Raw genomic sequence first — 21,219 nt, forward strand, 5'->3', positions numbered from 1 at the left:
GGCTTAATTATCGACGTCGATGTTGACCGTGAGAGTCGTCGGGTCGAAGCTGATGTGGCCGCCTTGGAAGTCGACGCGCACCAGGTCCTCGATCGGGGAGTACTGCTCCGAGGTCGGAAGGCCGAGTGGGCCGCCGTCGAGGCCTTGCTGCAGCCAGGCGTCGGCAAGCTTGCCCACGAGGGTGAAGATGTCGCCGTTGGCGTTTTGGATGGCGATGCCGTCTGTGAAGAAGGCGTAGTTGTTGCCGCCGACGCCGGCCGCGGTGCCCGTGAGCTGGCCCAGGGTGGGTTCTAAGCGCTCCCAGTTCTCGGCGGCCTCGTCACCGCCGGCGAACTTCAGGATCGGACCGATGTAGGGCGTGAGCGCGTCTAGCGTCAGGCCGGGCAGCAGCTCGATGCCGCCGACGGTCTGGGCACCGCCCGGGAGCAGGTCGTACTGCGCGGCGAAGAGGACCAGCACACCGGCGATCGTTCCAGCGGCCGCGGCGACTGCCAGCGGATCGCCCTCGGCCAGGCCGGTCAGGTCCAGTCCAGCCTCGCTGGACGCGACCGGGGAGGTAACGACGGTCTGGGTTCCGTCGTTGTTCGTGACGGTTCCGGTGTTGACCTCGCGCGGCCGCGTCGTCTCGGCCGGCTGCGGGGCACTCTGGACCGGGTTCGGGTTCACCACTGCGCCGGCCTTGACAGCGACGGCCTTTGCGGCGGCGATGGTGCGGATCGCACCCAGCTGGTTGTATAGGAAGTCGCCCGGGCAGGTGTTGTAGTGGAAGTCGCGGTGGGCGTTGATGTTCGGGAACATCGCGCCCTGGCCGGCCGCGTACTTGCTGCCGTTGAAGCTGAAGTCAGCCGAGTGGTAAGCCTGGCCAAGCGGATCGAATCCGGCCACGGCGGCCTTCCAACCGATGATGTCACCCATGGCCTGGATGGCCTGCGGAGTCGGCGCTGCTTCCTGGTAGTTGCCCAGCATGGACACGCCCCAGGTGTTCTGGTTGAAGCCGCCGACGTGGGCGCCTTGGACGGCCTTGTCCAGGCCGCCGGCGCGGCCCTCGTAGATGTTGCCGTACTTGTCCACCATGGCGTTGTAGCCTACGTCGCCCCAGCCGAGCGTGTTGGCGTGGTAGTTCCAGATGCCGCGGACGATGCCGGGTGCCTGGGCGGCGGTGTAGTTGTTGGAGCCCGCGGTGTGGTGCACCGTGGCGGCGGTGACGGGATTGGTGTACGTCGGGGTGCGCGACGGGCCCGCTCCCCACTGGGCGCGGGAGACGACCTTCGGCATTCCCTGCGCGTACGTCTCGGCGACCGGGGCAATGTCGCCCTGAGTGGTACCCTCGCCGCCGTCGATGAAGACTGCGTCGATGTCGTTGGCGGTGGTGGGTGCCTCGGATTCGGTGCGGCCGTCCTCGAGGAGGTCGACGTTGCCGGTGGAGACCTGGATGCGCGTGGTCGGCTCGACGTAGATCGGGTCGGTGCCGAACTTGACGGCGTCGGGCACTGCGTCGGCGGGCTCCATCTGGAACCACTCCGACCAGGAGCCGTCGGCGCGCTCGGAACGAACGAAAGCGACGATGTCGCGCTCGCCGGACCACGTCAGGGCGAAGATGGAGAAGGCCTCGTCGCGGGTGAACTCCTTGACCACGCGGTCGACCTCGTCCGTGCCACCCTGGGTCTGGACCGCGGCGTCGGGGACGACGACGTCTGCACCGGCGGACAGGGAGGTCGAGTCGGAGGAAACCTCGATCGAGCCCTGCCCGATGGACTGGACCTGGAGGATGTGGTTTCCACCCACGGCGGTCACGGCAACGAGTGCTGCCGAGACAATTGCGGCTGCCACGGGGGTGACCCGCGAGCGGGACCTGGTGAGTCGTCGTCGTTGTTGCACTGTAGGGCTCCTGTTGCAAGTGTGAAAACAGTCAATCAATGAGCAGTGTAGGGGAGTTTTAACCTTAAAGGAAGCATTGAGACTTTAGGGTGTGTCGCGCGAGGGGGCGTCGACAAGCGAATATGCGAAGATGACCCCATGACTTATGACCTCATCGTTGTTGGATCCGGGTTCTTCGGTCTCACCGTCGCCGAGCAGGCCGCGAGCGAGCTGGGCAAACGGGTGCTCGTGGTGGAAAAGCGCAGCCACATCGGCGGCAACGCGTACTCCGAAAAGGACCCCGAGACCGGCATTGAGGTGCACAAGTACGGCGCGCACCTGTTCCACACCTCCAACGAGCGCGTGTGGGAGTACGTCAACCGGTTCACCGAGTTCACCGACTACCAGCACCGCGTCTTCGCGATGCACGACGGCACCGCGTACCAGTTCCCGATGGGTCTGGGCCTAATCAACCAGTTCTTCGGCCGCTACTACTCGCCCGACGAGGCCAAGGCACTCATCGAGGAGCAGCGCGAGGGCCGCGACCCGGCCGAGGCGACGAACCTGGAGGAGCGCGGCATCGCGCTGATTGGCAAGCCCCTCTACGAGGCCTTTGTCAAGCACTACACCGCCAAGCAGTGGCAGACCGACCCCACCGACCTGCCGCCGGAGATCATTTCCCGCCTGCCGGTGCGCTACACCTTCAACAACCGCTACTTCAACGACACCTACGAGGGCCTGCCCGTCGACGGCTACGCCGCCTGGCTGGAGAAGATGGCGGAGCACGAGCTTATCGACGTCCGCCTCGACACCGACTGGTTCGACATCCGCGACGAGTTCACGGGCATCCCCGTGGTCTACACCGGCCCGGTCGACCGCTACTTCGACTACGCCGAGGGCCGCCTCGGCTGGCGCACCCTCGACTTCGAGCAGGAAGTTCTCGAGACCGGCGACTTCCAGGGCACCCCGGTAATGAACTACAACGACGCAGACGTGCCGTACACCCGCATCCACGAGTTCCGCCACTTCCACCCGGAGCGCGGCGACTACCCGGATGACAAGACCGTCATTGTCAAGGAGTACTCCCGCTTCGCCGAGGACGACGACGAGGTCTACTACCCGATCAACACCCCCGAGGACCGCGAGAAGCTTCTTGCTTATCGACGCCTCGCTGCCGCCGAATCCCGCGACAACGGCGTCCTGTTCGGCGGACGCCTAGGCACCTACCAGTACCTCGACATGCACATGGCGATCGGCGCCGCGCTGTCCCTGTTCGACAACCACCTGCGCCCGCACTTCGAAAACGGCGAGCCGCTGGAGCAGTCGCGCGGGCACTAGGCGTACTGATCAGCGGATCGCCTAAATCCTTGGAGGATGTCAGCCATTTGCTTGCCTAATGTGGCCAGAGCAATCTGTGCTCCAGCTAGGCGAAACAGGCCGGCGTTTCCCATGACCTCCTCTAGTGCTGTGGGAACTGCCATGTTTCGCCCCAAGCCCGGTTGTTAAGAGGGACTAGGCCGGTATTTGAGATGAAGTCGTTGGCAACGCGTTCGTAGCGCTCTTGTCTATCATCGTCCGATTCGGCCTCGTCCTGACATGCGCGCAGCAGTTGTCGTCCAGATTGAAACCCGTACGCCGGAGCTGATTCATCGAGGCGAGTGGCCAAACTATTGAGGCGGACGCCCTCTTTGCGCAAAGCGTCTGTGACGAGGGTGGCCAGGTAACTGAACTCGATCTTGGTTGAGGCTAGGTCTGCAACTGTTCTCTCCACCGACGTAACGGGTAGACCGTCGGCATTGTTTATGTCACCTGGTTCAACGTCACGGTAGTTGTAAATGTGAATGTCTCTCTGGCCTGTTTGCTTTCGCGACGAGGTGGAGAAAAACAACTTGTTCGGGATCAGCTCCCCGATCTGATGGATGAGCGCCGCAGACTCGTGGGAGACATAAACGTCGTCCGTGGAATCTAAACGCTCGAACGGGAACCGGTCCGGCCCAAGGGATACCCACGCAGTGCGAATATCGGTGAGGGGGCCGTATTGCGCTGAGGGGAGGAGATAGACCCCTCGGCGTGCGCGCGTGAGGACACCACTATCAGCCAGCCGACTGATCTGGAGCCGGGAAATTCCCTCTCGGTGAGCCTGGGCGGTAGTGATGATCCCCCACTGGTCCGAGGCTAATGATTCCAGTAGCTTCAACACCTTTATGGCCTTCACCGGTATCACCTCCTTGCTTCGTTTGTATCGATCTGAAGGATACAAACGAAGTGATCTCGGCGGTGAGGGTGGAACCACGCTGCTGAGCAAACTGCGAAAGGGGATGTTGTCCGGCAGGTGTTACGGCACGCGGTGCGTCCAGGCCTCGGTGCCGTACTTCGTGTCGATGAGGTGCTGGGCGGCGGCGAAGTCGTCGTCGGAAAGTTGCGCCTCGGTCGCGCCGTAGCGGTTGATGAAGGTCTGCTTCATCGAGTCGATAACCTCCTGACGGCTGGCTCCGGTCTGGCGGCGCAGCGGGTCGACGCGCTTCTTCGCGCTGCGCAGACCCTTGTCCGCGATCTTCGCCTTGCCGATGCGCAGGACCTCCATCATCTTGTCGGCGTCGATGTCGTAGCTCATGGTGACGTGGTGCAACACAGTGGAGCCGCGGCGCTTCTGCGCGGCGCCGCCGATCTTGCCGCCGTCGGATGTGATGTCGTTGACGGGCACGTACCAGGAGTTGACGCCGAGCTCCTTCAGTGCGGCGATGACCCAGCGGTCGAGGAACTCGTAGGACTCGACGTAGCTCAGGCCCGCGACCAGCTTCTCTGGGACGTAGAGGGAGTAAGTAACACAGTTTCCGCCCTCCATAAACATGGCACCGCCGCCCGAGATGCGCCTCACTACCTGCACATCGTGCTTCTCGACGCCCTCCGGCTCCAGCTCGTTGACGTAGGACTGGTAGGAGCCGATGACCGTTGCGCGGTCCTCCCAATCCCAAAAGCGCAGCGTCGGCCCGCGCTGTCCGGAGTCAACCTGGTCCACCAGGACCTCGTCGAGGGCGACGTTCATCACCGTCGGCAGAACGCCAGGCTGGAGGATCTCCCACTCCAGGTCGGTGAAGTCCACCGCCTGCGTCAGCGCACGGCGCACGACCTGCGCGATGACGCGGGTGTCGAAGCCGTGAAGCTGAACGCTCCGGCCGTCGGTGCGCTCGAAGTCCTTGAGCGCTGCGTCGAGACGCGCACGCAGGTGCTCGGCGTCCTCGGAAGCAGAAGCACCCAGCAGGGAGGCGTTGATGACGTCGTAGGCCTCGTCCGGCTCGAGGAAGAAATCCCCCGAGATACTAAGCGACGAAATCGTGCCCTCCGTCGTTGCCACATCGGCTACGACGAGCTTGCCGCCGGGGACTTTCATCTCCGAGTGGAAGGTGGAGGGCTCGCTGTTCGCGGCGTTGTGATCGGGCTGGTTGCGTGTGCTGGTGGCGTCGTTCGCAGTCATGGTGGCGACGATACGCCCGTCACGCCTGCCTGGGTAGGGTCCTCGGAGGACGTCGCGCCAGGCTCTTCCAGTCGCAACTGTCTGACCAATCCCGCAACGGCCGCCACGAACTCCGGCTGCGCGAGGGTTTCCAGGGGAAGCGGGGGATCTTGCCGGGCTCTCCATGCCCACATGGACAGGATTCCACCGAGGGTGAACTCCATCACCGCTCGCTGCGGTCCTGCCTGGCTCGGGTTGATCCCGAGCTTGCGGTGCCAGTTAAGCGCAATGGTCTCCGAAATACGCGGCCTGAAGTGACCGCTGACCGAGGAATTGAGCAGTGTGCCAATCTGCGTCACCGCGGGCTCCAGGTCGACGATGCGCGTCATGGCAGTCTCTACGGTGAGCGTGCCGGAGATGAAACCCACCATCGTGGCCGACGTTGTCTCATCAATGACCTCGGTTAGGACGTCGTCGTAAAAATCCTCCAGATCCTGGAAGTGGTAGTAGAAGGTGCCCCGGTTGCACCCAGCCTCAGCGGTGAGGGCTGCCACCGAGATGCGTATGTCCGGGTGCTGCGTAAGGAGCCGCCAGAAGGCTTCGTGCAGTTCGCCGCGATTGACTTCTCGTCGTCCCATACTCAACACTTTGCCGAAATTTGGTCATTTTTCCCAACACAGTGTTGGAATAGCATCGAGAGCATGGACGCAGTAGCACTCACCAACGTCTCCTTTAGGTACGGGAGAAGGGGCGACCTCATCCTCCGCGATCTCACCTTTCGGGTGGGTTCAGGTGAGATGTGGTGCCTCCTCGGGCCCTCGGGCTCGGGAAAATCAACGTTGATCCGCCTGCTCATGGGCCTGGAGGTGCCCACGGAGGGGACCGTGGAAGTGCTCGGCGAGCGCGCGCCCTACCGCCGCGTGCGATCCTGCATCGGCTACATGCCGCAAGACTCGGCTCTGTACAACGACCTCACCGGCGCGGAGAACCTCCACTTCTTCGGCCGTCTCGCAGGGATGAAGCGCCGCGAACTGGTTCACCGCGCAGACGAGCTGCTCGACTTCTTCGATCTTGCCGGTGCGTCCGACCGCCTCGCCGGCGAATACTCCGGTGGAATGCAGCGCAGGCTGTCACTCGCGATCGCATTGATGGCCCGGCCAGACCTGTTGATCCTCGACGAACCTACCGTCGGCTTAGATCCGCGCCAGCGCATCCGTATCTGGCAGCAGCTCTCGCAGCTCAGCGCGGACGGCGTCACCGTGCTGATTACCACTCACGTCATGGACGAAGCAGAGCGCTGCCCCAACGTGGCTCTGCTTTCCGATGGCCACATCATCGGCATCGGCAGTCCGCAAGACCTGTGCCGGACAACCGGCAAAGCAAACCTTGAGGAGGCGTTCCTGCACTTCCTCGAAACCGGCTCGCTCGCGGGCACCACCACCAACACCGGGGAGGGGCAGTAATGGGCAACCTCGTGGCCGTCGTCAAGCGAATCTTTCTGCAGTTCCGGCACGACCCGCGCACCGCGACGATTCTGTTCGTGGCACCGGTGATCGTGATGTGGCTGCTGTCGCTGGTTCTCACCTCGGACGAGTACCGGCCTACCGTGGCGACGCAGCAACTACCCGCGCAGATTGAGAGGCTCTACCAGGACGAAGCGACTGTCGTCGCGTTCCCCGGCGCCGCTGCGGACGCCTACCTGCGGGATGGGCGCGCGGACGCCGTCGTCACGGTTAACGGCGACAAATTGCACGTTGAACTCGACGGCTCCGACCCTGCCCGGATACAGGCGGTGATGGAGGCGACGCAGAAGGTGCTCAGCAACTATCGTGATGCGTCGGTCGCTGAGCAGAACGCGCGGATTGCCCAGATGCCGGAATCCGTACGGGATCAGGCGCGGCAGATGGGCCTCAGCGTGGGTGGTGCTGGCACGATTACGGGCGTGTCTACGGACACTGTCTACGGCGGCACCGATTGGAAGTCATATGACTACCTGGGGCCCGCGCTGCTGGGCATCTTCCTGCTGGTGTTCACGTTCATTACCAGCCAGATGGCGCTGGTGACCGAACGTGCACAGGGAACGCTGGAGCGCTTTGTCGCCACACCGATCACACCCTGGCAGATTGTGGGCGGTTACGCGATCGCCTTCGGATTGATCGGACTGGTGCAAACGCTGATCATCTCCGGTATGGGAGTGTGGTTGGTCGGGCTGCGCATGGAGGGCAACTTCGGGCTCGTCGTTGTCACGGGCATGACCCTGACCATCGCGTCCGTAGTGATGGGGCTGGCGGTGTCCTCGTTTGTGAGAACACCCATTCAGGTGGCGCAGGTGATGCTCGCCGTGGTGACACCGCAGATCCTGCTCAGCGGTGTGTTCAACCTGGCTGCCGCGCCGCGTGTCTTGCAAGACATCAGCGTGCTGCTGCCGCTGCGCCACGGAGTGGACGCACTGAAAACCGTGATGATTCGGGGCGAGGGCTGGTCCGCTGTGTCGTTCGATATCGGCGTGATGTGGCTGATGATCGTCGCGTTCTTCGTGATCGCCGCATGGGGGTTGCGCAAGAAGAAGGCCTAGCTGGAGTGCGGTTTGCTCGGTCACGGAGCTGCGCGATACCGGCTGGTGCCTGCCCCGGAACCGGCGGCCGTCCTAGCGTTTCGTTGATCCACCGGGGTTGTCGCCACCGAACTCGCGCCGGAACTGACTGTCCCAGTCGATCTCACCGCCAGGCAGATCCCCCGCGTCCATCCGGGTGTCCCGGCCTGAACCGAACCCAGAGCCCAACCCAGAGCCCAACCCAGAGCCCAACCCAGAGCCCAACCCAGCGGGCGGGCCAGCGACGGGACCGGGCGCGACATCGGTGCCGAACCCGCGATTGATGTCGTAGCCCTCATCCATCGATCCCGACATCTGCACCCCGCGGATGATCAGCACAGCTGCGGCGACGGCAGCCGCGACACCGACGAATACGGCGGTGGAGTCGGTGAGGAACGTAAACGAGAAGGCGGCGACGAGCACGAGCGCCCCGCCGAGCGCGTAGTTGGCAGCAGGGGAGGAAAGCATGGCCCCAGTATCCGGGGCCGCCAACTACTTGGCAATGTCGGCTTGTCGGGTGCTAACCCGCGTCACGTCGCGGTGGGCAGGAGCTGACGCACTACTGTCGATGACAGAAATTACTCTGAACTAGCCTGTCCGCGAACCCGAAAGCGAGATCTGTGAACGCCGAACCAGCAGTCGACGTCCTCCAGCGCATTCTCATGCCCCGCAAGGGCGAACCGCACGACGTCCGCATGCTCTACCTGATCGAGGCGGAGCAAAACAAGCAGCGCCTGTCCTGGGCGGACCGCCAGAACCTCACTATTCCGGCGGGTGCCGAAGTGTCCTTCCAGACCTACTTCAACGCCTTCCCGGCCAGCTACTGGCGCCGCTGGTCCCAGCTTGACCGCGTCATCCTCGCGCTCGACGTCGAGGGTGCAGCTACCGTGTCTGTCTACCGTTCCAAGCACGACGGGGTGCGGATTTCCGTGCTCAACGTCGAGGCGCGCGACGAGCACGTGGAGATCCCCCTCGAGCTGCGCAACTTCGAGGACGGCGGCTGGTTGTGGTTCGACGTGACCGCCGAAACCGACGCGACCGTCTCCAACGCGGGATGGTGCGCCGGCCAGCACCCGCAGGCGCAGGTCATGCCCGACGGCACCGAGGTCGGCCCCTTCCCCAAGGAAGTGGCGGTGGGCATCCCCACCTTCAACCGCCCCCGCGACGCCGTTAACGCACTGCACGCCCTGTCCGAGGACCCGGTGGTGCTCGAGGCGATCAGCCACGTGCTCATGCCGGACCAGGGCAACCAGCACCCGGCCGGCGAGTCCGATTTCGCTGAAGCGGAGTCCAAGCTCGGCGGGAAACTGCAGATGTTCTCCCAGGGCAACCTCGGCGGATCCGGTGGATACTCCCGCATCATGTACGAGGCGCTGGGCAGCACCGACGCGCCCTACATCCTCTACATGGATGACGATATCGCGATCGAGCCGGATTCGATCCTGCGCGCTGTCCAGGCGGCCCGCTACGCCGCCAGCCCGGTGCTCGTGGGCGGACAGATGCTTAACCTGCAGGACCGCTCTCAGCTGCGCACCACCGGCGAGGCCGTCGACCCGCACACCTTCATGTGGGGCGCGGCGCCGCACGCCGTCTACGACCACGACTTCGCCCGGTATCCGCTCGGTTACACCGGCACGCGAGAGGAACAGATGAATCCGCGCGCAACCACGTCGCGCGCCCTGCACCGCCGCGTCGACGTCGACTACAACGGCTGGTGGATGAACCTATTCCCCCGCGTCGTCGCGGAGAAGCTCGGCCTGCCGCTGCCGCTGTTTATCAAGTGGGACGACACCGAGTACGCCCTGCGCGCCAAGGCCGCAGGCTTTCCGACGGTCACCTGGCCCGGCATCGCCATCTGGCACATGGCCTGGGCCGACAAGGACGACGCCATCGACTGGCAGGCCTACTTCCACCTGCGCAACCGCCTCATTGTCGCAGCTCTCTACCACGAGGGCGAGGACCCGAGCGGAATCCTGAAGAACATGTTGAAGTCCACCTACAAGCACATCATGTGCATGGAGTACTCCACCATGGCGATCCAGGTGGAGGCCATGAAGGACTTCCTCAAGGGCCCGGACCAGCTCTTCGACATCCTCGAGACGAGCCTGCCGCGCATCCAGAACATCCGCAAGGACTACTCGGACGCGCAGGTGATTAGCTCCGCGGCTGATCTGCCGGCGCCGACGGGCGCGCCGGGCGTGCCCACCGCGAACATCGGCGGGCGCCTGGCGAAGGTGAAGAAGCTGCCGTGGGCGTTCAAGGCGCTGCGCCACCAGCTGCGCGGCGAGGACCGCGCGCACTGGGATGCACCCCAGCTCAACCTCACCGCCGAGGAGGCACGCTGGTTCACGCTCGCGCGCCTCGACTCCGCCACCGTGTCGACGGCCGGCGGCACCGGTGTGGCTTTCCGTAAGCGGGACAAGGAGCTTAGCGACGCCCTGTTGAAGCAGACCAAGCAGCTGCAGAAGGACATCACCGAGCGGTGGGACGAGCTCAAGCGCGCCTACCGCGGCGCCCTGCCCGAGTTGACCAGCCATGAGAACTGGGGGCGTGTCTTCGATGAGCAAGCGTGAAGCTGACATTCTTGTCGCTCTCCAATCCATGGCGTACAACCCCGCTGTGGTGAAGACTGCGCGCTCGTTGAGCCACTTCGGCGAGCACGACCTCGGCTGGTTGGCTGTGGCGGGAGTGGGGATGATCGTGGATAAGCCGCGGCGCCGCCAGTGGGCGGCCCTAGGTGCGGGCACGTTCACCGCGCACGCGGCGAGCGTGGTGATCAAACGCTTTGTGCGTCGCCCGCGACCACACGACGAGCGCGTCAACATCGGCGTGAAAACCCCGTCCAAGCTGAGCTTTCCCTCGTCCCACGCGACGAACACAGGTGCGGCGGCGGTGCACCTGGCGCAGATCACCGGGTCCAAGGTGCCGTATGTCGGGGTTCCGATCATGATGCTTTCCCGTATGGTGCTTGGCGTGCATTACCCGACAGACACCCTGGCGGGAGCCCTCCTGGGTGCGGGTGTCGCCACAGCCACCATCAAGGTGGAGAAGGAGACGCGGTGAGCGAGACCCACGAGCCACTACTAAAGTCGGAGCCCCATACCGAGGGCGTCGAGGTGGTGCGGAAAAAGACCCCGCCAAAGAACCTCCCCGACGCGATGATCAAGGGCCTGCGCCCGAAGCAATGGGTGAAGAATGTCCTCGTCCTGGCCGCCCCGCTGGCGGCCGGCCTCGACGCATTTACCTCCCGCACCGTGTGGGACGTGGCGCTGGCGTTCATCGTGTTCTGCCTGGGCGCGTCGTCGATCTACCTGGTCAACGACGCTCGCGACGTCGAGTCCGACCGCGCCCACCCGACGAAACGGTTCCGCCCGATCGCCTCCGGCATGCTGCCGATCAGCCTGGCCTACGCCATGGCGGTGCTGCTTATCGTGGCCGCGCTTGGCCTGTCCTTGCTTGCCAGCGACGGCATCGCGCTGGCCATCGTCATCGGGATCTACATCGCCCTGCAGCTGGGGTACTGCTTCGGCTGGAAGCACATTCCCGTGATCGATATCGCGCTCGTGTCCTCCGGCTTCATGCTGCGCACCATGGCCGGCGGCGTGGCCGCCGACATCGCGTTGTCGCAGTGGTTCCTGCTCGTCGCCGCGTTCGGTTCCCTGTTCATGGCGTCCGGCAAGCGCTACGCAGAGCTGCTCCTGGCCCGGGAAACCGGTGCCAAGATCCGCAAGGCGCTCGAGGGATACACCTCGACCTACCTGCGTTTCGTGTGGACACTGTCTGCCACTGCCGTCGTCATGTCGTACGCGCTGTGGGGCTTCCAGCTCTCCAGTGCGGTCGAGGGTCCGGCCGCCATCTGGTACCAGGTGTCCATGGTCCCGTTTGTCATCGCTATTTTGCGCTACGCGGCGAAGGTCGACGGCGGGCATGGTGGCGCCCCGGACGAGATCGCGCTCGAGGACCGCGTACTGCAGATGCTCGCTTTGTTGTGGATTTTCTGCATTGTCATGGCGGTCTACGTCATTCCGCTTATGACCCAGTAACATCTTCTGAGTGACGAACAACGCCCGCCTTTCATTGCTGCTGTCTGCAGTGGTGGCGGGCGTTTTCGCGTTCGTGGGCGGGTGGCAGCGCCGCTGGATGAGCGACGACGGCCTGATCGTCCTGCGCACGGTGCGCAACCTGGTGGCGGGCAACGGGCCCGTGTTCAACGTCGGCGAGCGCGTCGAGGCGAACACCTCCACCTTGTGGCAGTACCTCATCACCGCCGTCGCTTTTGTGTCCGATGCGCGGCTGGAAAACATAGCGATGTGGCTAGCACTGTTGCTCACCACCGTCGCCGCGGTGACGGCGACGTGGGCCAGCGGACGGTTCTGGAACCGGCGCGCGGGCGCGGTGGCCGTGCTTCCGCTCGGTGTGATCGTCTACTTCGCGCTCCCGCCGGCGCGCGACTTCGCCACCTCTGGGCTGGAGTGGGGCTTGAGCATCTGCTGGCTCGCCGTGTGGTGGGCGCTGCTCGTCGTGTGGGCCCAGCCCTCAGGGCGGCGCGCGCTGCCCGCGGCCGGATACTGGCTCGCGTTCTGGTGCGGACTGTCGTGGCTTGTGCGCCCCGAGTTCGCCCTCTACGGCGGGGTGACGGGCATAGTGCTCTTGGCGTACAGCCCGCGCAAGACTCTGGGAATCCTCGCCGCGGCGTTGCCGGTGCCCGCGGCGTACCAAATTTTCCGCATGGGGTACTACGGCCTGATCACCCCGCACACAGCGGTGGCCAAGTCGGCTGCCGACTCGGAGTGGGCACAGGGCGCAGGCTACCTGTGGGACTTCCTCGGGCCGTATGCCCTGTGGGCGCCGCTTGCCGTCGCCATCGCTGTCGGGGTGTGGCTCCTGGCTGACGCGCGGGGCCGCGAGCTCGCGATCGTGCTCATTGTTGTCGGCTGTGCTGCGTTCCATGTGCTCTACATCCTCCGCGTCGGCGGCGACTTCATGCACGGCCGGATGCTGCTGCTCCCCCTGTTCGCAATGTTGCTTCCGCTCATGGCTGTTCCGGCGCGACCGGTGACCATCGGGGTGCTCGTCGCCGCGGTGGTGTGGGCCGGCGTCATTATCGTGCGCGCCCACCCGCTGCCGGACGACCTTGAGCAACGCAACGCCAACAACCTCGGAATTGTCGACGAGCGCGAGTTCTGGACGATGGCTCTCGGCCGTCAGCCTGGCGATCCGCCCCGTTATGCCGAGCATTTCCTCACTTCGAAGCTCATGGGGGAGTGGGGTATTGCCGTCGAGGAGGGCCGTGCCGCGGACGCCGGGCAGCTGAGCCTTGCGCGGCTGCAGCGCAACCCGGAGAAGTACGCGTGGTACTACCGCGTCCGATTCAACACGGCATCCGACCTGCAGAACCAGCCGCTGACGAATTACCTGATCAACCTGGGCATGACCGGCATGAATTCGGAGCTGGACATGCGGGTGCTCGACACCGTTGGCTTGGCCACGCCGCTGGCCGCGCGGATGCCGCGCGATCCCGACGGTCGCATCGGCCACGACAAGTACCTGGAGCCGGAGTGGCAGGCGGCGGACACCGCGGTTGACTTGGACACGTTGCCGGAGTGGGTCGATATCGAAAAGGCGAAGCAGGCCAGGGCGGCGCTGCGCACACCGGAGATTGCTGAACTCCTGGCGTCGTCACGCGCGCCTTTGACCCGCGAGCGCTTCATCGCGAACCTGCGTTTCGCCCTCGGTCCCGGCCGCACTCTCGAGCTCGACCGCGACCCCTCGGTCTATCTTGACCAGGCCACGCTGCGCCGGATCGAAAGCGGCGAGGACGTCGGTAGGGCCGGGAAACAGGTCGCCTGGCCGCGCCCGAGCGGCCGCAACGGGTAGCCAAAAGTACAACGAATTGATAACGTGAACGGTGTTTTTGACTTAGAAATTGCCCTGAGGGGGATCTGTGTACTCGATTAGCTCTGTGAAGCGCGCCGCGATTGCGCTGCTCGTGACGCTCGGCACCGCGTTGGGCCTCATCGCCGGTGCGCCGAACGCCGCAGCCGCGAACCGCGACTGGCTGCGCGCCGATGCGACCGGCACCTGTGACTGGGACGCTGTCGGTTACTGGGTGCAGCGTTGCGACGTCTGGTCGCCCGCGATGAACCGCACCATCCCCGTTCAGATCCAGCCCGCCATCCGCGGCGGCAATGCTGGCCTGTACATGCTCGACGGTCTGCGCGCCACGGACCGCACCAGCGCCTGGGTCAACGACGTCAACGCGGCTGAGACCTACGTCGACTCGAACATCACCCTCGTTATGCCCGTCGGCGGAGCGGCCTCGTTCTACGCTGACTGGCAGGCACCGGCGACGTACGACTTCAACAACCCGGTCATCTACCAATGGGAGACCTTCCTGTCTCAGGAGCTGCCGGCGTACCTGCAGAACAACTTCGGCGTCGCCTGGAACAACAACTCCATCCTGGGCCTGTCTATGGGCGGCACCGCCGCGATGAACCTCGCCGCGAAGTACCCGGGTCAGTTCCGCCAGGTGCTGTCGTTCTCCGGCTACCTCGCCACCACGTTCCCGGGTTCGCAGACCGCGATGCGCGCCGCGCTTCTCGACGGCGGCCTATACAACATCAACGCCATGTACGGCAGCGTGATCAACCCGCGCCGTTTCGAGAACGATCCCTTCCTCAACATGGACGGTCTGCGCAACACTGACGTCTACATCTCCGCTGGTTCCGCGATTCCGGGCCCGCAGGATTCCGGCTACCGCCCGGAGCACGTCGCGTCCGGTGTCGCACTGGAGGCGTACTCCAACCTCACCACCCGCCTGTGGGCCCTGAAGGCGCGTGCCACGGGACTCCAGTTCACCGAGGTCTACACGCCGAATGGCATCCACAACTGGCAGCAGTTCGGCGGCCAGATGCAGGCCACTAAGGGCCGCGTCCTCGACGTGATGAACGCCTGGTAAATCGCGCTATGAACGCACTCGCCGTCGTCACCGGTGCCACCTCAGGGATTGGCCGGGCGACGGCGTTTCGTTTGTCCGCCGAGGGGTACCGCGTCATTGGCACGACCCGCGATCCCTCTCGTGTGACGAACTTGCTGCCGGGTGTGGAGTACATCGCGCTCGACCTGGGCAAACCTGAATCAATCGCGCTCGCGGCGCAGGAGATCCTCGCGCGCGGCGTTCCGGAAGTACTGGTCAACAACGCTGGGGAATCGCAGTCCGGCCCGCTGGAGGAGCTGCCCCGCGACGCGCTCGAGCGCCTGTTCCAGGTCAACGTGATTGGCCACATCGACCTCACACAGCGGCTTCTCCCCGCTATGCGCGCCGCCGGCCGCGGCCGGATCATTATGGTCGGCTCGATGCTGGGCAGTTTCCCGCTGGCGTTTCGCTCTAGCTACGTTGCATCCAAAGCTGCGATCAAGGGTTTCGCGCTGGCGGCGCGCCGCGAGCTGCGTCCGTTCAACGTCGGCATCTGCGTGGTAGAGCCGGGGGCGATTGCGACGGGCCTGTCGCAGCGGCGGACGAAATACGTCGACCGCCAAGGCCCCTACGCGGCTGAGTTTGGGCGGATGCTAGCCAAGCTGGATACCAACGAGCGCGCGGGGATCTCTGCGGAGCGGGTCGCCGAGGAGATCATGAAGCCGATTGTGGCCGATTGGCCCAAGCCGCACTACGCGTGCGGATCGATGTCGCGCGTGGCTTTTCCGCTCTCGCGGCTGCTGACTATTCAGATGATGTTGCGGATCGTGGAGCGTAAGCACGGATTGTAGATTTCTCGCGTGTCGTCCCCTAAAGTCTCAAGTGAAACTTAAAGTTTCGTGTAAGGTAACGGCACGACAGGCACAACCGATACTTTCGTTGTACACGCATGCCGGGGGAGGGGAACCCTCGGGAGGCTTCCGACGAATGCGACTTTCACGCGACTCCACTCATTGGTAAGGCAGGATTTTCATGCGAGATCACCGTTCCCCGCGTCTGCGACGCACGTGGCTTCTAGCGGCAACTATTCCCACCGTGGTAGCGGTTGGCGCGGGCGCAGCCCCGGCCATGGGGCAGAGCAGCCTGATTGGGTCCTCCTCCAGCGGATTCTCCGACAACATTCGCCCCTCCGACCCGCCGCAGCGCACCCCGATCGAGGTTGACCGCAACCCGCAGATCGCCGGCCTGCCCACAGGCGTATCGGTCGACCGCATCGAGTGGCTGACCAACCGCCGTGTCGCCGTGTTCATCCGCTCCGCAGCCATGCCGGAGCAGCTCATGCAGGTGCAGATCCTGCTTGCCCGCGACTGGCACTCCAACCCGACCGCGAAGTTCCCGGAGGTGTGGGCGCTCGACGGCCTGCGCGCGCGTGACGACGAGAACGGTTGGACCATCGAGACCAACATCGAGCAGTTCTACGCCGACAAGAACGTCAACGTCATCCTGCCCGTCGGCGGCGAATCCTCCTTCTACTCCGATTGGCAGCGCCCAGACAACGGCAAGAACTACAAGTGGGAGACCTTCCTGACCAAGGAGCTCGTCCCCGTCCTCGACAATGAGTTCCGCTCCAACGGCAAGCGCGCCGTCGTGGGTATCTCCATGGGTGGTACCGCCGCGATGAACCTCGCACAGCGCAACCCGCACCTGTTCGACTTCGTCGGCTCCTTCTCCGGTTACCTCGACACCACCACCATGGGCATGCCGACGGCAATCATGGCGGCTCAGCAGGATGCAGGCGGCTACAACTCCGAGGCCATGTGGGGCCCGGCCGGCACCCAGGACTGGATCGACCACGACCCGAAGTTCGGCATTGAGAACCTCGCGGGCAAGACCGTCTACGTCTCCTCCGGTTCCGGCCGCGACGACTTCGGCTCCCCGGACTCCGTGGCCAAGGGCGCTGCCAACCCGGCGGGTGTGGGTCTGGAGGTTATCTCGCGGATGTCCACCCAGACCTTCGTCGACTACGCCAGCCGCACCTCGGTCAAGCCGATCGTGATGTTCCGTCCGTCCGGCGTGCACTCCTGGGAGTACTGGCAGTTCGAGATGACTCAGGCGTGGCCGTACATCGCCAACGCCCTCGGCGTCTCTGAGGCCGACCGCGGCGCGAACTGCGCCCCGATCGGCGCGATCGCCGAGGCGACCAAGTCCGGCATCATCAGCACCTGCGTCAACAACGAGTACGACGTCGCCGGCGGCAAGGCCCAGGACTTCCGTGGTGGCCAGGCGTTCTGGTCCCCGGAGACCGGCGCTCACGCTTTGTTCGGTGCGATCCTGGCCAAGTACAACGGGCTCGGCGGTGCGGCCGGCTGGCTCGGCTTCCCGACGACCGGCGAGACCGCAACCCCGGACGGCCGCGGACGCTTCGTTCACTTCCAGCACGGTTCCATCTACTGGACCCCGCAGACCGGCGCCTACGCCATCCCGGGCGACATGTTTGCAGCCTGGGGCGCCAACGGCTACGAGAACGGCGACCTGAAGTACCCGGTCGCCGAGGCCCAGGCCATCGGCGGCGGCTTCGTGCAGAAGTTTGAGGGTGGCTACCTGACCCGCAACCCGGACGGCACGAGCCACTACATCGTCCACGGCGCGATCGGCGAGAAGTACGGCCAGCTCAACACCGCGGCCTCGGATCTTGGCTACCCCACCAGCAATGAAATCGCCATCCGTGGTGGCTTCTTCCAGCGGTTTGAGAAGGGCAACATCTACTGGTCGGCCGCGACCGGCGCCCACGTGATCTACTACGGCGAGATCTTCGACGCGTGGGGCAAGGAAGGCTGGGAACAGGGTCGCCTCGGCTGGCCTACCTCCGACATGACCAACATCCCGGCCGGTGGCCTGACCATCGACTTCCAGAACGGGACGCTGCAGCAAGTCAACGGCACCGTGACCGAGAGGACGCGCTAGTGCGCCGCGCTCACAAGGCAGGCACGCTGGCTGCACTCGGCGCGGCGTCGCTCGTGCTCGCCGCGTGCGGAGGGGCGACCGTCGATAGTTCGGATGTGACCGCCTCGGCAACGCAGACGGCGACGTCGGCTGCGACCACGGGGGCGTCGACAAGCACTGCGACGAGCACCGCAACGAGCACGGCAACGACCACCGCGGCGAGTGCCGCCGAAGCTCCGGCCAACGAGCAGCCCGCCCGCGAGGTCTCCTCCATTCCCGAGATGAGCGCGCACTACTCGCCCGAAGAAGAGGTGTTTCTGGGCGAGCTCAGAAACAAGGGAATCAACATCAACGGAGTTGAAGACCAACTCACAGCCACCGGCTTTAGCCTCTGTGACGGAACCACGTTCACCCGTGACGCGGTTGCCGGCCAGCTCGTGGAGCAGCGGCGCACCAACCTGGACCCCGCCGCTGCCGCGAAGCTTATCGACGACACCGCTCACGCCAACCTTTGCTAAGGACACCCATGCGTAAGCCCCTCCTCGTCGGCGCCGTCATCGTCGTACTCGCACTCATCGGCCTCGGCTACTTCCAGTGGCGCGGCGGTGAGGGCCCACTCGGCGATTCGACGAGCCCGACGGCGGAGCAGCCTGGCGCGCTGCCGTGGAGCAGTGAGCCCGACTGGTGCCCCGCCGTGCAGGTGGTGTCCATCCCGGGCACCTGGGAGTCCGCACAGACGGACGACCCGTTCAACCCGCAGGCAAACCCGTACTCCTTCATGCTCTCGATCACGAGGCCGTTGCAGGAGGCGTACCCCATCGACCACGTCCGCGTGTGGACAACGCCATACACGGCGCAGTTCCGCAACATCCAGACGGAGCGCGGCCGCGCCGAGATGACGTATAACGACTCGCGCGCCGAGGGCACCGCACGGACCAACGGTGAGCTCGCGTTCATCGCGGATACCTGCCCGAGCACGAAGTTCATCATTGCGGGCTTTTCGCAGGGCGCCGTCATTGCCGGCGACATCGCCAACCAGATCGGTACCCGCAACCACGCGGTGGCCCCGGAGCGCCTCCTGGGCGCTGTGATGATCGCCGACGGGCGCCGCGAGAACGGCGTGGGCATCAACCCCGGTGTGGAGCTGCCCGGCGTCGGCGCGGAAATCGCGCTGCAGCCGTTCAACCAGATTGTTCAGGCCGTCACGCCTGGCGCGACCATGACGGGCCCGCGACCGGGTGGATTCGGCGAGGTTGCGGATCGAGCCTTCCAAATCTGCGCGCCAAACGACTCCGTGTGCGACGCGCCCCAGGACGCCGGCACGCTCGTCGCGCGGGCGGGTGACCTGCTGCTTGCCAACGGAAACCACGCGCAGTACGCGTCCAACCCGGCGGTCATTCCTGGCACCACCACCCCGGAGTGGGTCGTGCAGTGGGCCCGCGGTGTCATCGACGCCCAGTAACGCATTACCGGCGCGAACCATATACTTATCGACACAATCTCGCAGTACCCGACTGGGTGCTACACGATGACAGGAGCGTCCCCGCACCGTGAGCAGGCGGGGGCCGAGCAATCTGTTACTTAGAAGGAGTCCCATGGACCTGAGCGTTATTATCCAGCGCTTTATTGACGAGGACGGCCGCATCGTCCTGCCGCAGAACTTCACCATCCCGGCCCTGGCCGAGATGCTGCACTTCATGGGCGCCCAGATGGGCCAGCTGGATGACACCAACATCCGCTACTGGGACTTCTCCTCAAGCGCCGAGGGCGAGCTTCGCACCTACTCGCGCCGCGAGGTCAACACCCGCATCAAGGCCGTTGCGGCGCGCCTCATGCAGGTCGGCCAGCCCGGCGACCGCGTGGCCATCTTGGCCTCTAACTCGCCGGAGTACCTCTTCGGATTCATGGGCGCGATGTACGCCGGCCAGGTACCCATCCCGCTCTACGACCCGAACGAGCCGGGCCACGGCGAGCACCTGCGCGCCGTTCTGGCGGACTCCGGTGCGAAGACCATCATGACCAACAAGGCTGGCGCCCCGGCCGTGCGCCAGTTCTTCGCCGAGCTCCCGGCGGCGCAGCGCCCGCGCATCCTTTCTGTCGACTCCCTGCCGGACTCCCTGGCCGAGTCCTGGACCCCGCTCGAGATCGCTGAGGGAACCGACACCGCTAACGACACGGCGTTTCTGCAGTACACCTCCGGCTCCACCCGCATGCCGGCGGGTGTGACCCTGACCAACGAGTCCGTTGTCACCAACGTCATCCAGATCTACACCGCGGTCGACCTGCAGCAGCCGCTGCGCGCCCCGATCTGGCTGCCGATGCACCACGACATGGGCATCATCGTGTCCATGCTGCTCGTCGTGCTGGGCAACGAGATCGAGCTGATGTCCCCACGCGACTTCATGCAACAGCCGAAGCGCTACCTGAAGCAGCTCTCGCGCCGCGAGGACGACCCGGAGGACATGCACATCTACTCCGTCATCCCGAACTTCGCCCTCGATGTTGCCGCGCGCTACGCCAACATCACCGACGAGGACAACCTCGACCTGTCTGCCGTCGACGGCCTCATTATCGGCTCCGAGCCGGTGACGAAGGCGGGCGTGGACACCTTCGCCGAGGCGTTCGCCCCGTACAACTTCAACCGCAACGCCATCCGCCCGGGCTACGGCCTGGCGGAGGCGACGCTGATTGTCACCATCGCCCAGCGTCCGGAGCGCCCGGTCTTCCGCGCCTTTGACCGCGACAAGCTCGCCGAGGGCAGCGCCGTCGAGGTCGCCGAGGGCAGCGACGGCCTCGTGCTCGCCTCCAACGGCGCGCCGGTGCGCTGGATGGACTTCGCCATCGTCGACCCGGAGACGAAGAACGAGGTCGCCGAGGGCACCATCGGCGAGATCTGGGTCCACGGAGCTAACGTCGCCGCCGGCTACCTCGACCGCCCCGATGAGACTGAAGTGACCTTTGCCAACACCATCGGCGAGACGTCCCAGGACAACCTGCCTACCGACAGCTGGCTCGCCACCGGCGACCTGGGTACGCTAATCGACGGCGAGCTCTACATCACCGGCCGCCTCAAGGACCTCATCGTCGTCGCCGGGCGCAACCACTACCCGCAGGACATCGAGATCACGGTGCAGGAGGCGACCGACCACGTCCGCACCGACTCCGTCGCCGCCTTCGCCGTTCCGGGCGAGGACGTCGAGCGCCTGATCATCTTCGTCGAGCGCGCCGAGGCCGCAACCGCCGAGGGCGACTCCGCTGCTGAGGACGCGATCCGTTCCGCGGTCACCTCGCTGCACGGCGTGTCCCCGGAGGTCATCGAGTTCTACGCCCCGAACGAGATCGCGCGGTCCTCCTCCGGCAAGATCGCCCGTCGCGTGAACATGAAGCGGTTCCTCGACCGCCAGAACGGATAGGCACTCCGTCGCCCGCAGCCATGCCCCGGCTCAGCGGGCGGGC

18 protein-coding genes are annotated in these 21,219 nt (G+C 65.0%); 13 read left to right on the plus strand and 5 right to left on the minus strand.

Going from position 1 to position 21,219, the window contains the following annotated elements; translation table 11 throughout:
* Window positions 1-3 precede the first annotated feature (3 nt).
* Window positions 4-1,830 carry a peptidoglycan recognition protein gene (locus VVR41_RS03070; RefSeq protein ID WP_368523547.1) on the minus strand — a complete coding sequence of 609 codons (1,827 nt, stop codon included), beginning with the start codon at window positions 1,828-1,830 and terminating at the stop codon, window positions 4-6.
* 186 nt (window positions 1,831-2,016) lie between these two features.
* On the opposite strand from VVR41_RS03070, the gene glf reads away from it, so the two are divergent.
* Window positions 2,017-3,195: a UDP-galactopyranose mutase gene (gene glf / locus VVR41_RS03075; RefSeq protein ID WP_368523548.1), complete on the plus strand. Its 1,179-nt coding sequence runs from the start codon at window positions 2,017-2,019 to the stop codon at window positions 3,193-3,195.
* 121 nt (window positions 3,196-3,316) lie between these two features.
* Here glf and VVR41_RS03080 read toward each other — a convergent pair whose 3' ends face one another.
* The 3 genes from VVR41_RS03080 to VVR41_RS03090 form a co-directional block, all read right to left on the minus strand.
* Complete coding sequence (locus VVR41_RS03080; RefSeq protein WP_368523549.1) at window positions 3,317-4,072, minus strand: type IV toxin-antitoxin system AbiEi family antitoxin domain-containing protein; 756 nt, start codon at window positions 4,070-4,072, stop codon at window positions 3,317-3,319.
* Window positions 4,073-4,192: 120 nt separating this feature from the next.
* Window positions 4,193-5,248, minus strand: a complete 1,056-nt coding sequence (locus VVR41_RS03085) for a biotin/lipoate A/B protein ligase family protein (protein WP_368523624.1) — start codon at window positions 5,246-5,248, stop codon at window positions 4,193-4,195.
* Between the two features lie 80 nt (window positions 5,249-5,328).
* Window positions 5,329-5,949, minus strand: a complete 621-nt coding sequence (locus VVR41_RS03090; RefSeq protein ID WP_368523550.1) for a TetR/AcrR family transcriptional regulator — start codon at window positions 5,947-5,949, stop codon at window positions 5,329-5,331.
* Between the two features lie 63 nt (window positions 5,950-6,012).
* Here VVR41_RS03090 and VVR41_RS03095 point away from each other — a divergent pair, with 63 nt between their 5' ends.
* Both VVR41_RS03095 and VVR41_RS03100 read left to right on the plus strand, forming a co-directional pair.
* Window positions 6,013-6,774, plus strand: coding sequence for an ABC transporter ATP-binding protein (locus tag VVR41_RS03095; RefSeq protein WP_368523551.1), 762 nt, complete (start codon window positions 6,013-6,015; stop codon window positions 6,772-6,774).
* Window positions 6,774-7,886, plus strand: coding sequence for an ABC transporter permease (locus VVR41_RS03100; protein ID WP_368523552.1), 1,113 nt, complete (start codon window positions 6,774-6,776; stop codon window positions 7,884-7,886). The genes VVR41_RS03095 and VVR41_RS03100 overlap by 1 nt, the downstream gene beginning before the upstream one ends.
* A gap of 72 nt (window positions 7,887-7,958) precedes the next feature.
* Here the strand turns inward: VVR41_RS03100 and VVR41_RS03105 are convergent, their stop codons facing one another.
* The gene (locus VVR41_RS03105; RefSeq protein WP_368523553.1) at window positions 7,959-8,372 is read right to left on the minus strand and encodes a hypothetical protein; all 414 of its coding nucleotides are present in this window, start codon (window positions 8,370-8,372) and stop codon (window positions 7,959-7,961) included.
* Window positions 8,373-8,524: 152 nt separating this feature from the next.
* Here VVR41_RS03105 and VVR41_RS03110 point away from each other — a divergent pair, with 152 nt between their 5' ends.
* The 10 genes from VVR41_RS03110 (at window position 8,525) to VVR41_RS03155 (ending at window position 21,176) form a co-directional block, all read left to right on the plus strand.
* Complete coding sequence (locus VVR41_RS03110; protein ID WP_368523554.1) at window positions 8,525-10,477, plus strand: glycosyltransferase; 1,953 nt, start codon at window positions 8,525-8,527, stop codon at window positions 10,475-10,477.
* On the plus strand, window positions 10,464-10,967 hold the full coding sequence (locus tag VVR41_RS03115; protein ID WP_368523625.1) for a phosphatase PAP2 family protein: 504 nt from the start codon (window positions 10,464-10,466) through the stop codon (window positions 10,965-10,967). The genes VVR41_RS03110 and VVR41_RS03115 overlap by 14 nt, the downstream gene beginning before the upstream one ends.
* Window positions 10,964-11,947 (plus strand): decaprenyl-phosphate phosphoribosyltransferase, encoded by a 984-nt coding sequence (locus VVR41_RS03120; RefSeq protein ID WP_321101614.1) that lies wholly within the window; start codon window positions 10,964-10,966, stop codon window positions 11,945-11,947. The genes VVR41_RS03115 and VVR41_RS03120 overlap by 4 nt, the downstream gene beginning before the upstream one ends.
* 10 nt (window positions 11,948-11,957) lie before the next feature.
* A complete protein-coding gene (locus VVR41_RS03125) occupies window positions 11,958-13,781 on the plus strand; it encodes a hypothetical protein (RefSeq protein WP_368523555.1) in 1,824 nt (607 codons plus the stop codon).
* A 67-nt stretch (window positions 13,782-13,848) separates the two neighbouring features.
* The gene (locus tag VVR41_RS03130) at window positions 13,849-14,862 is read left to right on the plus strand and encodes an alpha/beta hydrolase (RefSeq protein WP_368523556.1); all 1,014 of its coding nucleotides are present in this window, start codon (window positions 13,849-13,851) and stop codon (window positions 14,860-14,862) included.
* 8 nt (window positions 14,863-14,870) lie between these two features.
* Complete coding sequence (locus VVR41_RS03135; RefSeq protein WP_368523557.1) at window positions 14,871-15,671, plus strand: SDR family oxidoreductase; 801 nt, start codon at window positions 14,871-14,873, stop codon at window positions 15,669-15,671.
* Between the two features lie 181 nt (window positions 15,672-15,852).
* Window positions 15,853-17,784, plus strand: coding sequence for an alpha/beta hydrolase-fold protein (locus VVR41_RS03140; RefSeq protein WP_368523558.1), 1,932 nt, complete (start codon window positions 15,853-15,855; stop codon window positions 17,782-17,784).
* Window positions 17,784-18,281, plus strand: a complete 498-nt coding sequence (locus VVR41_RS03145; protein ID WP_368523559.1) for a hypothetical protein — start codon at window positions 17,784-17,786, stop codon at window positions 18,279-18,281. The genes VVR41_RS03140 and VVR41_RS03145 overlap by 1 nt, the downstream gene beginning before the upstream one ends.
* 8 nt (window positions 18,282-18,289) lie before the next feature.
* Window positions 18,290-19,225, plus strand: coding sequence for a cutinase family protein (locus VVR41_RS03150; protein WP_368523560.1), 936 nt, complete (start codon window positions 18,290-18,292; stop codon window positions 19,223-19,225).
* A gap of 133 nt (window positions 19,226-19,358) precedes the next feature.
* Window positions 19,359-21,176: a FadD32-like long-chain-fatty-acid--AMP ligase gene (locus VVR41_RS03155; protein ID WP_368523561.1), complete on the plus strand. Its 1,818-nt coding sequence runs from the start codon at window positions 19,359-19,361 to the stop codon at window positions 21,174-21,176.
* Window positions 21,177-21,219 lie beyond the last annotated feature (43 nt).

Origin of the sequence: Corynebacterium sp. LK2510 (assembly GCF_040946405.1) — a bacterium.
GTDB lineage: Bacteria > Actinomycetota > Actinomycetes > Mycobacteriales > Mycobacteriaceae > Corynebacterium.

Excerpts from the sequence above, each read along its gene's own strand:
- glf (WP_368523548.1), top strand. The coding sequence starts at position 2,017 with ATGACTTATGACCTCATCGTTGTTGGATCCGGGTTCTTCGGTCTCACC.
- VVR41_RS03085 (WP_368523624.1), bottom strand. The coding sequence starts at position 5,248 with ATGAAAGTCCCCGGCGGCAAGCTCGTCGTAGCCGATGTGGCAACGACG.
- VVR41_RS03090 (WP_368523550.1), bottom strand. The coding sequence starts at position 5,949 with ATGGGACGACGAGAAGTCAATCGCGGCGAACTGCACGAAGCCTTCTGG.
- VVR41_RS03095 (WP_368523551.1), top strand. The coding sequence starts at position 6,013 with ATGGACGCAGTAGCACTCACCAACGTCTCCTTTAGGTACGGGAGAAGG.
- VVR41_RS03100 (WP_368523552.1), top strand. The coding sequence starts at position 6,774 with ATGGGCAACCTCGTGGCCGTCGTCAAGCGAATCTTTCTGCAGTTCCGG.
- VVR41_RS03105 (WP_368523553.1), bottom strand. The coding sequence starts at position 8,372 with ATGCTTTCCTCCCCTGCTGCCAACTACGCGCTCGGCGGGGCGCTCGTG.
- VVR41_RS03115 (WP_368523625.1), top strand. The coding sequence starts at position 10,464 with ATGAGCAAGCGTGAAGCTGACATTCTTGTCGCTCTCCAATCCATGGCG.
- VVR41_RS03135 (WP_368523557.1), top strand. The coding sequence starts at position 14,871 with ATGAACGCACTCGCCGTCGTCACCGGTGCCACCTCAGGGATTGGCCGG.
- VVR41_RS03140 (WP_368523558.1), top strand. The coding sequence starts at position 15,853 with ATGCGAGATCACCGTTCCCCGCGTCTGCGACGCACGTGGCTTCTAGCG.
- VVR41_RS03150 (WP_368523560.1), top strand. The coding sequence starts at position 18,290 with ATGCGTAAGCCCCTCCTCGTCGGCGCCGTCATCGTCGTACTCGCACTC.
- VVR41_RS03155 (WP_368523561.1), top strand. The coding sequence starts at position 19,359 with ATGGACCTGAGCGTTATTATCCAGCGCTTTATTGACGAGGACGGCCGC.